This is a genomic window from Acidiphilium iwatense (assembly GCF_021556475.1).
GTDB classification, from domain to species: domain Bacteria; phylum Pseudomonadota; class Alphaproteobacteria; order Acetobacterales; family Acetobacteraceae; genus Acidiphilium; species Acidiphilium iwatense.
Map to the genome: position 1 here is coordinate 1 of NZ_JAKGBZ010000022.1, position 11862 is coordinate 11862.

The following is an 11862-nucleotide window of genomic DNA, read 5'->3' on the forward strand; positions in this document are numbered from 1 at the left end:
TCACCAAACCCCCCGCCACGTCCTGACATTATGTTGCGTGGAAGCCGTCGATCGCCTGCGGCACAAAGCCCAACCGCAGATCCGCAACATAACTTTCGCCGCAACATGTTCGGTCTTATGTTGCATTCAACATAAGACCGATGCGGCCACTGGCGAACATGGCGACCTGCTCGACATCATCCGCGCAAGCTGCGGACTGCTGGACTTCAAGGACGTCGCCGACGAGGCTCGCGATTTCCTCAGCCTGCCGCGTCCTGAACCCGAGCCGACACCGTCCGGACGAAACCTGCCGCCAGCACCATCAGGATCGACCGAAGCGGCACGGCGATTGTTCGCCATGTCGCAACCAATCACGGGCACGCTCGTCGAGACGTATCTCCGCAACCGCGGCATTACGGTTCTGCACGGAACCGGAAATCTGCGCTTCCATCCACGCTGCTATTACCGGCCCGATGAGCACAGCCCGACCGAGACATGGCCCGCGATGGTCGCCGCCGTCACCGATCTCGACGGACGGATCACCGGCGCACATCGTACATGGCTCGCACCGGACGGTTCCGACAAGGCGCCGATCGACACGCAGCGCAAGGCGATGGGTGATCTGCTCGGTCACGCGGTTCGTTTCGGCATACCGGGCGCCGTGATGGCGGCAGGCGAAGGCATAGAAACGATGCTCTCGCTCCGTCAGGTTCTGCCCGACATGGCGATGGTGCCAGCACTCTCGGCAGCCCATCTCGCCGCCATCCTGTTCCCGGACACGCTCCGCCGGCTCTATATCGTGCGCGACAACGATCCCGCCGGTGACGGTGCGCGTGACAGCTTGGTCGAACGGGCAAACGCGGACGGGATCGAGGCCATTCCCCTGTCGCCGGCACTCGGAGACTTCAACGAGGATCTCCGGGTGCTCGGCATCGATGCGCTTCGGGCAGGGGTTCGGGTGCAACTTGCCCCCGAGGACGTCGCCCGCTTCATGGCCCTGGCGGCATAGCCGGAAGGGGAGGCAGATAGCGGCGCGCGGCCGCCATGCTCGCACGGATGCGTCCGACCATCGGCAGAGGACCGCGATCCGGCCTTCGAGAGGGCGATCGGCCCACAAGCGGGCCAGGCCGGCAATGGCGGCAGCCGACTATTTTCCGGCGCGGCCTTAAAGCCGCTTTCCATCGCGAGACAAAATAGCCGGCCTTAGCCATCAAGGCCCTCGCTTCGCTCGGCCTGCCGACCCGTCCCGCCCGTGGGCTTCGTCGCCATGAAGGCCGCGACGGTCGCGGTCACACCGATGGAGCATTCCATGAGCGAGCATGACGACCACGAACCGCACCATAGCTCATCCCCAACCGACCATGTCATTCAGGAACTTCAGCTTTATGGCTGGCGCCCCTTCGAGGACGAACCCGATCCTCGGCCCTTGCCTGAAGGCAGGATCGTCGCCGGCGCGATCACGGACATCTTCGACGCCCTGGCCTTCGCCTTGCAGGACAGCCGCCTCGAACCCGACCTCGACGATCTCCTCTGGTCGACCGTCAACGTCTTCCACCGCGCCACCGACCGGATCGAACGCGACCTCGACAGCAACGAGCAGGCGCAGAAACGCGCCCAGCGCGAACAGGATGGCAGCGAGGTCAAATCCGTCGAGCTGGAGCAGTTGGTCGCTCAGGGCATCACGCTGATCGAGCGCCGAGATGCCTTCGAGTTCATGCGCGACCAGGCTGCCGACCAATACGAACGTCAGGTCCGCAAGCCATGGAGACCGCGTTCGGGATCAATGGTCAACCATCGCAATCTCACCGCGACGATGATTGACAGCCGCACCTTCATTAGGAACCGCGAGCTTGCCAAGAATCGCGTGCTGGTCCCGGCAGGAACCCGCATCGCTTTCACCGGCGGCGCCAACTACCAGAACCATCGCCTGATCTGGGAGGTGCTCGATCGCATCCACGAGAAGCATCCCGACATGGTGCTCCTGCACGGAGGCTCCGACACCGGCGCGGACCTAATCGCCGACAAATGGGCCTCCAACCGCAAGGTGCCTGTCGTCTCCTTCAAGCCCGACTTCGTGAAGTTCTCGAAGAAGGCCGCACCCTTCAAGCGCAACGACACCATTCTCGAAGAAATGCCCGCGGGCGTCGTCCACTTTCCCGGTGGCGGCATCCAGGACAATCTCGCCGATAAGGCCAGGAAGCTCGGAATCCCGGTCTGGAAGCAGGGCGGCGCGTGAGCGCCGTCGAATCCCGGTCGCCATCATAGCCGATGCGGCGCTTGTCTCCGGGCAGGCGCCGTACCGAGCCATGACTTCGTTCCGACGTGCGAACGTCCCTAAGCCGACGCAACGTAAGGGACCGCCCGCTTTGCGTAATCAACCCGCAAGGGGTTCCCCTCGCAAGCTCGCTGATTGCGGCGGGCAGTCCCCTTCTCCCGAAGCGTCACGGGGCATCTCCCGCACAGACAGAACGGAGACTGATATGACGTACAGCACCAAGCCCTATCATCCTGACGACATCGTGGTCTGGTCGGATGGCTTCTGGGCAACGGTCGAAGAAATCTACCGCGGCGACTTCTCGCACAGATCGGATGACTATGAGATCGTCCGGCTCGAAGACCATGCCCGGCTCAAGGCACTCGGCCTCGCGGAGGATTTCGATATCCCGTGAGGCCGATGGCCCGAAACCATCGCCGTCATATTCGCTGGCAGGCGAGCTATTCCCGCCGAAGCCGTCTCCGGCCGCAAAGACGCGACCATGAGGGAGGTGGCGAGGCAGCATAATGCGAAGAGCGTCACGGACGCCCAACTCCTGCCGCGAGCACCACTCCCGCTGTCCTGCGCTGATCCTTGGTCGGACTGATCGCCTGATGCCATCAACCCGTGAAGGGTCGGCTACGCCTTGCGTGCCGCCGCTTCGGCTGCGCCGCGCGCGGTGATTGCGGCTCACAGCCCGACACGTCGGGCGCCTGTCAGCGGGGAATGGTCCCCGCTCTGAACAGGAGCCGGGATGATGTCCGCCAAAACCGCTCACGCCTATGCCTTTAGCCTCGCCACCTCCCTCATGGTCGCGATCATCATCTTCAAGGCCGGAGACGGCAGCTTCTCCGTCGTGCCTGCCAGTGAATATGACGGCGATGCTACCGCGATCGTCCACGAGATCGATCCCTTCGCCCGCTGACGCGGCCGACACGGCGCCGGGCGCGGGAATTTCCAATGATTCCCGCTCCCAGGTCCTGCAATTTCGGCTATTGTCATCTCGCGCCGTGGTGGTGGTGGAAGGCGCCCGTCTTCAGAAACTATTCTGCGGAGTACGCCACCATGGTCTTCCTTAGCGTCATCCTCTCGATCGCAGCGATCGGCTTCTTCTGCTGGTTGCTGTTCACGCTCGCTGTTTTCGCGCTGCCGTTCTTCGCCGGCATTACCGCCGCCACCTGGGCTTACCACACCGGCGCGGGCTGGCTTGGCGCCTTCATCGTCGGCATTGTCGGCGCGGGCCTGACCCTCGGCATCGGGCAAGTTCTGCTCGCGACCGTCCGCCCGCTTTGGGGACGGCTGCTGATCGCACTTGCCTTCGTCGCACCCGCCGCCATCGCCGGCTACTATGCCACGCATGGTATCGTGAAGCACACCATGCCGTCGGAAACTTGGCAGATTGCGTTCTCGATCATCGGCTCTGTCGCGGTCGGCGTCACGGCGTTCATCCGGGTCGCAGGCATGGCGGCCAACAGCCCGTCCGGCCAGGGACTTGCGCGAGCCTGATCCCCGAACCCATCATCGGACGGTCCAGACCGAAGAATAGACGCCGTCCCCACCTTCGTTCGATGGCACGGATAGAGCTGCCGAAGCTTGGATCACGCAGAGGCGGGTAGTACTGATTGCCCGCGGGAGCGCTTGGACCAGGTGGCGCCGTTCAACACGGGACATGGCCGGCACGGGGCCGAAGGCGACGTCGTCAGTGGCAGCGCGGTGGACGATGGAGCGCAAGGCTCGCCTATTCGTTGAGAGGGAACGACGCCGGTAGAACGCCGGCCGGTTCTGCCTTGGAGGTTGCGCGACGGCCACCACCATCTTCCGTTTTTTCCGGTCAACGAGACCGCTCCATGCGGCCTCTTCAATGGCTTGATCTGGCCGAAGGATGGCTGCGCCTCGACCGCCTATGCCGCAACAGCCGCGTCAAACTTTCTTCCCCTGGGCTGCGCCCATTCCTCGCGAGACAAGAAAGTCCTCCTTAGCTGTCAGGCCCCTTCGGGGTGCGTCGTCGGTCGCCTCCAGCCTGTCGATCGCCATCGAGGCCGCAATGGTGCGGGCTCGAAAACGAAAAACGGAGACTTACAATGGCGACCATCGGCACCTTCAAGAAGACCGGCTCGAACGAGTTCACCGGCGACATCGTCACCCTCAGCGTCCAGGCCAAGAACGTGCGCATCGTTCCCGACACGCGCGCCACCGGCGAGAACGCTCCCAGCCACCGCGTGCTGGTCGGCCGCGCCGAGATCGGCGCCGCCTGGTCCAAGCGCTCCAACGAGGGCCGCAACTATCTGGGCCTCAAGCTCGACGATCCGAGCTTCAACAGCCCCATCTACGCCAACCTCTTCGACGACGAGGACGGCGAGGGCTTCTCCCTCATCTGGTCCCGCCCCAACGGTCGGCGGGGGGACTGAGGCTGGCGCAAGGCCCCGGCCGAAAGGCTGGGGCCTTTCATTTTACCCGCGACCCCGATGGGCACCACGGCGCACCTCCACACGACCGAATCACATCAGCCGGCTTCAGTCAGCCGGAACCCACAGCACCCGCCCGCAGCACTGGCATCTGTGGCGAAGAACGACTATTATAGTCGTAGTTTTGGCGCGCGCATAGGTCCGTATGGGAGGTGATCATGGATGATCACCGCCCGACAATCACGGGCCGCACGCGCGTTGCTGGGTTGGACACAGGAAACGCTTGCCGACGAGGCCCGGGTATCACTCACCGCGCTCAAACGCCTTGAATCGGAAAATGGCTTCGAGGTGTATGAATCCACGCGCGATCAGGTCCGCAGGGCGTTCGAGGCCGCCGGCATCGTCCTCTTGTCCACCGACAAGGGCGAAGGTGTGCTTCTTCTCCACGAGCGGATTGCGCCTCCAAGGCGATGAGGGCCATCTGGCGCGACGCACCAAACCCGACTATTTTCGTTCCATCATGCTGCGGTGTGGCGCCAGGGATCGAGATGGTGAACGAGAAGGACATGGTGCCGATATGGGACAGCAGCCCCAAGAATTTTTCGATGAACCGCCCCCGAGCGAGACGCTCACGCCCTATGACCGTGAGCACATGGTGCTCTATTTGCGCCTGCTCGATTCCGCGCGGGATCATGCGGATTGGCGCGAAGCCGTGCAAATCCTGTTCGGCCTCGATCCTGACGGCGATCCCGCACGCTGCCGCCGCGTTCATGACGCCCACCTGGCACGCGCCCGCTGGATGAGCGAGCACGGCTATCGCGAACTGGTCCGAGAGAGCCAACGCTCGTCGTTGTCGTGATGCTTCCGGCGCATCACCTGTTGCGCCAACCGATATTCCAAAAAGCAACCTGACCGGGAAAGCTGGCTCTCCTGCAAGTCGTTGACATGACAAAGACGACGGGAGGAGAGCGTGACACCCGATGCAACAAGGTGGCGCTCCTCGGCACGCTACGATCACGTCGAGGGGTTGACCGCATCCGATCTCGCCTGGGAATGGCTCCGCCGCAACGACGCCTATGACGAGGATTTCGAGGCGTTGAAGCAGGCAGAGGCGGACCCGCAATCGCTGACCGACAAGATCCGGCAGCGATGGGGGTTGCGATTTCCCGGTGGACCCGCTCCAACCGCCACCCACCGCACCGATCTTCTGGCTGCCGCAGGAAGACACGAGCGTTGTCGTCCTCGCATCCGCGCCTGGCGTCCTCACTCCGGACGCCGAAAACCGTAAGCTTTTTGCCGCAGTTTCGCATGTCGATGAGCAAGGCGCTCACAGCATCTTCGACCTGGGCGCCCTCCAGTCTCTCCAACTCCTGAGCCTTGACCCGGACAGCGGCGACGCGCTCACCGCCATCGTTCCGCTCGACATCACCGGCTTCGATCGCGTGGAGGCAATCGTGCGCCTGCTCTCCGCGCTGCATGGCCGCGTCGTTCCGCCGGATACGCGCCTGACGTGGCAGCAGCGCGCCCGCGCACGCCGAATGCTGCAGGCTTTCGACGGCGCGCGTGACGGCGCGACCCAGATGGAGATCGCGCGCGTCGTCCTGCACATCGATCGCGTCAGCCGCGACGAATGGCAAGCGTCCTCGGCCCGCCACGCCGTCATGGCCCTGTTGCGCGACGCCCGGGTCATGATCGCGGGCGGCTATCGCAAGCTTCTCCGGCATCGCCACCGCCGCTGATCCCCGCCGACCTCCGGCGGTGTGGAATTTTGGCTCCCCCCAACTTCGCGCTGCATCTCGTCGGTTTTGCTCCGCCATCGTGACCGTCATCCGCCGCTGCCCGGCAGCGGCCGCCCGCGATCCCACGGAGCCCCGATCCATGCATCCCGATCCCGTCGTTCTTCCTCCGCGCTTCCTCCGCACCAAGGAGGCCGCCGAGTTCCTCAGCCTTTCCTCACGCACGCTCGAAAAGCACCGGACCTACGGAACCGGCCCGGCTTATCGCAAGCTCGGCGGGCGCGTCGTCTACGCCATCGACGATCTCGAAGCCTGGGCGGCGCGCGGCGTCGTCACCTCGACCTCCGATCCGCGCGGGCAGGTGCTGCCGGCGAAGCCGCAGGCGCTGCCCGACCGTCCGCAGCCCGGCCGCTACGCGCGCTGACCGCGGAATCCCGAATGGCGGCGCGGCATCGGTCCCTCTCGGAGCGCGGGCAACTCGACCTGTTTCGGGCGCTCCCCGGCGACTTCGCGCCACGAGACGCGCAGGGTCTCATGGCCTATCCCTTCTTCTCCCTTTCCAAAACCCATCGCATCGCGCCAATCGACTTCGCCGCCGGCGATGTCGCGATCCGCGTCGAAGCCGTGCCCGATCACGGCATGGCGACGATCTGGGATGCGGACATCCTGATCTGGGCGGCGAGCCAGATCGTCGAGGCGCGCGATGCCGGCTTGCGCACTTCGCGCCTGATGGCCGCCACGCCCTACGAAGTCCTCACCTATATCGGCCGTGGCACCAGTTTGCGCGACTATCAGCGCCTCAAGGCAGCGTTGGACCGGCTGCAATCGACCACCGTCTCCACCTCGATCCGCCAGCCGGCGGAAAGCCGCCGCCATCGCTTCTCCTGGATCAACGAATGGCAGGAGCGCACAGACCGCGCCGGAAAGCCCGCCGGCATCGAACTGATCGTACCCGACTGGTTCTACCAGGCTGTCCTCGACAATGCTCTCGTTCTCACCATCGACCGCGCCTATTTCGACCTGACCGGGGGCCTTGATCGCTGGCTCTATCGGCTGGTGCGCAAGCATGGCGGTCGCCAGCGCAATGGCTGGCGCTTCGACTTCCGCCATCTCCATCAGAAATCCGGCAGCCTCTCGCCGTTCAAGCGCTTCGCCTTCGAGCTGCGCGACATCATTCGCCGCCAGCCATTGCCCGGCTACACGCTGTTCATCGAGGTCGAGATCGGCGGGCGCACGCTGCTCGCATTCGAGCCTGCGCCGCCCTGTGGACAAGCTGTGAATGACCTCGTGCTATCGGGAACCGGCGCTATCGTGCCATCAGGAACCCGACTATCGTGCTATCGGGAACCCAAACCGGGCATAACCCGCGACAGCAAAAGCGAAAATCGCGCCCTTAACTTAGAATCTAACCAAGAACCTAACTTTGAAGAGGGCGCACGCGATGTGGACAACATCGCTTCAGGAGCTTCGATCCCATCCCGAATAGTTCCGAAAGATAGCAGCGAAGGCACGTCTTTCCGTAAAGACGGTTTTACGGATCGCGATGTGACCGCCACTTCGCAGCTTCCTCTCGATACTTCGGGAGGCGCGCAATGATCGTTGCCTTTCTCAACCAGAAGGGTGGCGTCGGCAAGACGACGCTGGCGCTCAACCTCGCCGGCGAATGGGCCGGAAGGGGAAAGCGCGTCACGCTGGTCGATGCCGATCCGCAAGGTTCGGCGCTCGATTGGTCGCAGCAGCGCGCGCGAGAGGGCGTCCCCCGACGGTTCGGTGTCGTCGGCCTGGCCCGCGATACGTTGCATCGGGAAGCACCTGAGCTGGCGCGGGATGCCGATCATGTCGTCATCGACGGCCCGCCGCGCATCGCCGGGCTCATGCGCTCGGCGCTGCTCGCGGCCGACCTGGTGCTGATCCCCGTGCAGCCGTCGCCGTTCGACGGTTGGGCCTCGGCCGAGATGCTGGCGCTCGTCGCCGAGGCGCGCATCTATCGGCCTGTGCTGGTCGCGCGGTTCGTGCTGAATCGCTGCGGCGCGCGCACCATCATCGCCCGCGAGACCGCCGAGACGCTGGCCGATCACGATCCGCCGGTGCTCACCTGCATGATCGGCCAGCGCGTCGCCTTCGCGGCCGCGGCGCAATCGGGCCGGCTCGTTTCCGAACTCGATGAGTCGGATTTCGCCGCGCGCGAGATCGCCGCGCTCGCGACCGCCATCGAGCGCCTCGGCATCGGGAGGATCGCCCCATGACGATCGCCGCCGTGTTGACCGGCGATTGCCGCGAACTGATGCCGCCGCGCGGCCCGTTCGACATGATCCTCGCTGACCCGCCCTATGGTGACACGTCGCTGGCCTGGGAGCGGCGCGTGACCGGCTGGCTGCCGCTCGCCCGCCGATTGCTTGCACTGACGGGTTCAATGTGGCTGTTCGGTTCGCTGCGCGCCTTCATGGCCGTGGCGTCCGAACTGCACGAAGCGGGCTTCCGCTACGCGCAGGAAATCATCTGGGAGAAGCAGAACGGCTCCGGCTTTTATGCCGATCGCTTCAAGCGCGTGCATGAGCTGGTCGCGCAGTTCTATCGCGACGACGCGGCATGGAGTGCGGTCTATAACGCTGTGCAGACGACGCCGGACGCCACCACACGTACCGTCCGGCGCAAGCGCCGACCGCCGCATACCGGGCATATCGAGGCCGGCCATTATGTCAGCGAGGACGGCGGCCCGCGTCTGACGCGCTCCGTCATCTATGCGCGCAACGCGCACGGCCGCGCCATCCATCCGACCGAGAAGCCTGCGGCGATTTTGGAAATCTTGATCCGAACGAGTTGCCCGGAGGGCGGGCTGGTAGCCGACTGGTTCGCCGGCTCGGGTGCTACCGGCGAAGCCTGCCGGCTCACCGGGCGCCGTTATCTCGGCTGCGAGATCGACGCGGCGATGGCGGAGAAAGCCCGCGCCCGGATCGGCACCGTGCTGCCGTTCGACGGGAGGGCGGCACCATGAGCGAACGCCCGACCCGGCGCGGTTTCGCGGCGCGGCCAACCGATCCCGAGCACTGGATCAAGGCCGCCGATACGCCGCCGCGCGCCGAGGCGGCGGCTGGCTTCACCGCTCGGCTGACCATCGACGTGGCGCCCGAGCTGCGTGGCCGGATCAAGGTCGCCGCGTTTCGGCGCGGGATCACGGTCGCAGACATGCTGCGCGAGCTGCTCGCGCGCGAATTTCCTCCAACTGACGGAGAGTCTTCATGAGCGGCACAGCGACATCCCGCGTGCTCGGCCCCATGTCGGTCGCGCGCCATACCGAAAGCCTCACCCATGTCGAGCTGACCTGGATCGAGAAGCGCATCGAGAACTGGATCAGGTTCGGCCGCGAGGCGCACGACCAGGTCCTCGATCGCCGGCGGCGCGTCCTGTCCTTCCGTCCCGGCAGCACCTTCGCCTTCATCCGCTGGGCGGCCAACGACTTCGGCACGATCCTTTCGCGCATCGACATCGTGCGCGCCGTCGAGCCGGGCGCGTCCTTTCAGACGCTGCCTTTCGTGCGCCCCGGCGGCGACATTCTGCTCAAGATCGAAGGCTGGCCGAAGGTCGAGCAGGTGCTCCGCCACATCGACGCGGTGGAAGCCGCCGGCCTCGATGCTTGCGACGTCGCACCCGATCACTGGCGGCATGTCAACAACCGGATGAGCGCCGGCGAGGAGCCGCGCGCCTACACGGTCGAGCGCCATCAGGCCTGGCTCAAGCGACGGGAGATCGAAGGATGACCCGCTTCGGCTATGTCATAGTGACGTATTTCGCGTGCGTCGGCGTCGCCATCGCATCCTTCGTGTCCCTGCCGGTCAAGCTGGTGTGGAACGCCTCGGCCAGCGTGCCGATCGGCTTCTACGAAATCGTGCCGGTTCGCCATCCCGCCGTCACCGACCTGCTGGCGGTCATGCCGCCTAAGCCGCTCGCCGACTTCATGGTCGCGCGCCGCTACATCGGCCGCGACGTGCCGCTGATGAAGCGCGTCATGGCGCTGCCAGGGCAAACGGTCTGCCGCATCGGCCTTCACATCACGGTCGACGGCGTGCCGGTCGGCGATGCGCTCGACCGCGATCGCAAGGGCCGCCCGTTGCCGGTCTGGCAGGGCTGCCAGCGCGTCCCGGCCGGCGATCTCTTCCTGATGAATCCGAACGTCCGCGACAGCTTCGACGGACGCTATTTCGGGCCGCTCCCTGCGCGCGACGTCATCGGGCGGGCGATCCCTCTCTACACCGACGAGGCCGGCGATGGCCGTTTCGTCTGGCGCGCGCCGGTCGCGGTGGCGACGCCCGCCAGTTCCATCCCCACCGCATCCTCACGGAGAACATCATGTCCATGATCGGTCAATTCACGCGCGACGAGAAAGGCTATATCGGCAACCTGGATACGCTCCTGCTCCAGCAGGACATCATCATCGTTCCGGCCGAGCCGTCGGACGCCGAAAACGCACCGGATTATCGCGTTCACGTCTTCGACGCGGTGAACAACGAAACCGGATCGGAGATCGGCGCCGGCTGGAAGCGCACCGGCGAGAAAGCCGGCAATTACGTTGCGCTCCAGATCGACGATCCGAGCTTCGCCCAGCCGATCCGCGCCAATCTGTTCCAGTCCACCAATGACAAAGCCTCCTGGGGCCTGCACTGGACCCGTCCGCCTAAGCGTGGCGATCGGGACTGAACGATGCGCGGGTTACGTCATCGTGCGGCCGTCGGGAGGGTTCGCGCCCTCCGGCGGCCTGTCGTCCTTCTCCTTTCCGGCCTGATGGCCTTTGCCGCGATACCGGCGATCGCCCGTGCGCAGACCGTGCCGCCGCCCGTCGTTACGGCCTCGCCCTACGTGGCCTTCGTCACGCAGGCGGCGCGGCGTTTCGGCATCCCAGAAGCATGGATATGGGCGGTCATGCACATCGAGAGCCACGGCCACGCGCGCGCGACCTCGCCCAAGGGCGCCATGGGCCTGATGCAGATCATGCCTGACACCTGGGCGGGTTTGCGCGCGCGTTACGGCCTCGGCAGCGATCCCTATGATCCGCGCGACAACATACTGGCGGGCTCGGCCTATCTGCGCGAGATGCACGACCGCTACGGTGCGCCGGGCTTCCTCGCGGCCTATAATGCCGGGCCAAACCGCTACGATGATTACGTCGCCGATGGTCGACCTCTGCCGGCCGAGACCGTCGCCTATGTCACCGCCATGGCACCTCTGATCGGCGCCGATCCGCTCCCCGGCAGCACCGCCATCGCGATCGCCGATCCGCTGGCCTGGACGCGCGCGCCGCTCTTCATCGCGCAGCTCGAGCGCATTGCCCGCGCCAACCCCATGCAGGCCGACGCGCATTTGAACGGCGCTCCGGCTGCACCGTCGGCGCAAGATTTCGCCGCCGATCCACCGCGCTCGGACGGGCTTTTCGTCGGTCGCAGCGACGCCGCGAGGCCTAAATGACGTCCGTGGCCCTCAATCGCGCTCTGGC

The 11862-nt window shown here is 65.3% G+C and carries 19 protein-coding genes; all 19 read left to right on the forward strand.

Annotated elements, in window-relative coordinates:
- The first annotated feature begins 22 nt into the window (after positions 1-22).
- The 19 genes from L2A60_RS11790 (at position 23) to L2A60_RS11880 (ending at position 11834) form a co-directional block, all read left to right on the forward strand.
- Positions 23-988 (forward strand): DUF7146 domain-containing protein, encoded by a 966-nt coding sequence (locus L2A60_RS11790; RefSeq protein WP_235704643.1) that lies wholly within the window; start codon positions 23-25, stop codon positions 986-988.
- 300 nt (positions 989-1288) lie between these two features.
- Positions 1289-2215 (forward strand): DUF2493 domain-containing protein, encoded by a 927-nt coding sequence (locus L2A60_RS11795; protein ID WP_235704644.1) that lies wholly within the window; start codon positions 1289-1291, stop codon positions 2213-2215.
- Positions 2216-2459: 244 nt separating this feature from the next.
- The gene (locus L2A60_RS11800; protein ID WP_235704580.1) at positions 2460-2648 is read left to right on the forward strand and encodes a hypothetical protein; all 189 of its coding nucleotides are present in this window, start codon (positions 2460-2462) and stop codon (positions 2646-2648) included.
- 342 nt (positions 2649-2990) lie between these two features.
- Complete coding sequence (locus L2A60_RS11805; RefSeq protein WP_235704581.1) at positions 2991-3158, forward strand: hypothetical protein; 168 nt, start codon at positions 2991-2993, stop codon at positions 3156-3158.
- A 140-nt stretch (positions 3159-3298) separates the two neighbouring features.
- Positions 3299-3739 carry a hypothetical protein gene (locus L2A60_RS11810; RefSeq protein ID WP_235704582.1) on the forward strand — a complete coding sequence of 147 codons (441 nt, stop codon included), beginning with the start codon at positions 3299-3301 and terminating at the stop codon, positions 3737-3739.
- Positions 3740-4314: 575 nt separating this feature from the next.
- Complete coding sequence (locus tag L2A60_RS11815; RefSeq protein WP_235704583.1) at positions 4315-4641, forward strand: DUF736 domain-containing protein; 327 nt, start codon at positions 4315-4317, stop codon at positions 4639-4641.
- A gap of 219 nt (positions 4642-4860) precedes the next feature.
- Positions 4861-5112, forward strand: a complete 252-nt coding sequence (locus L2A60_RS11820; protein ID WP_235704584.1) for a helix-turn-helix domain-containing protein — start codon at positions 4861-4863, stop codon at positions 5110-5112.
- A 103-nt stretch (positions 5113-5215) separates the two neighbouring features.
- On the forward strand, positions 5216-5497 hold the full coding sequence (locus L2A60_RS11825) for a DNA -binding domain-containing protein (protein WP_235704585.1): 282 nt from the start codon (positions 5216-5218) through the stop codon (positions 5495-5497).
- A gap of 111 nt (positions 5498-5608) precedes the next feature.
- Entirely contained in the window at positions 5609-5926 is a 318-nt protein-coding gene (locus tag L2A60_RS11830) for a transcriptional regulator domain-containing protein (RefSeq protein ID WP_235704586.1), read from the forward strand.
- A complete protein-coding gene (locus L2A60_RS11835) occupies positions 5808-6377 on the forward strand; it encodes a DUF2285 domain-containing protein (protein ID WP_235704587.1) in 570 nt (189 codons plus the stop codon). Before L2A60_RS11830 ends, L2A60_RS11835 begins: the two co-directional genes overlap by 119 nt.
- A gap of 139 nt (positions 6378-6516) precedes the next feature.
- Positions 6517-6798: a helix-turn-helix transcriptional regulator gene (locus tag L2A60_RS11840; protein ID WP_235704588.1), complete on the forward strand. Its 282-nt coding sequence runs from the start codon at positions 6517-6519 to the stop codon at positions 6796-6798.
- 14 nt (positions 6799-6812) lie between these two features.
- A complete protein-coding gene (locus tag L2A60_RS11845; protein ID WP_235704589.1) occupies positions 6813-7970 on the forward strand; it encodes a replication initiator protein A in 1158 nt (385 codons plus the stop codon).
- Positions 7967-8620 carry a ParA family partition ATPase gene (gene parA, locus L2A60_RS11850; protein WP_235704590.1) on the forward strand — a complete coding sequence of 218 codons (654 nt, stop codon included), beginning with the start codon at positions 7967-7969 and terminating at the stop codon, positions 8618-8620. The genes L2A60_RS11845 and parA overlap by 4 nt, the downstream gene beginning before the upstream one ends.
- The gene (locus tag L2A60_RS11855) at positions 8617-9369 is read left to right on the forward strand and encodes a DNA-methyltransferase (protein WP_235704591.1); all 753 of its coding nucleotides are present in this window, start codon (positions 8617-8619) and stop codon (positions 9367-9369) included. The genes parA and L2A60_RS11855 overlap by 4 nt, the downstream gene beginning before the upstream one ends.
- On the forward strand, positions 9366-9617 hold the full coding sequence (locus L2A60_RS11860) for a ribbon-helix-helix protein (RefSeq protein WP_235704592.1): 252 nt from the start codon (positions 9366-9368) through the stop codon (positions 9615-9617). Before L2A60_RS11855 ends, L2A60_RS11860 begins: the two co-directional genes overlap by 4 nt.
- On the forward strand, positions 9614-10132 hold the full coding sequence (locus L2A60_RS11865) for a DUF2840 domain-containing protein (protein ID WP_235704593.1): 519 nt from the start codon (positions 9614-9616) through the stop codon (positions 10130-10132). Before L2A60_RS11860 ends, L2A60_RS11865 begins: the two co-directional genes overlap by 4 nt.
- A complete protein-coding gene (locus tag L2A60_RS11870) occupies positions 10129-10731 on the forward strand; it encodes a S26 family signal peptidase (protein WP_235704594.1) in 603 nt (200 codons plus the stop codon). Before L2A60_RS11865 ends, L2A60_RS11870 begins: the two co-directional genes overlap by 4 nt.
- A complete protein-coding gene (locus tag L2A60_RS11875; protein WP_235704595.1) occupies positions 10722-11069 on the forward strand; it encodes a DUF736 domain-containing protein in 348 nt (115 codons plus the stop codon). Before L2A60_RS11870 ends, L2A60_RS11875 begins: the two co-directional genes overlap by 10 nt.
- A gap of 84 nt (positions 11070-11153) precedes the next feature.
- The gene (locus tag L2A60_RS11880) at positions 11154-11834 is read left to right on the forward strand and encodes a lytic transglycosylase domain-containing protein (RefSeq protein WP_235704596.1); all 681 of its coding nucleotides are present in this window, start codon (positions 11154-11156) and stop codon (positions 11832-11834) included.
- Positions 11835-11862: the final 28 nt, after the last annotated feature.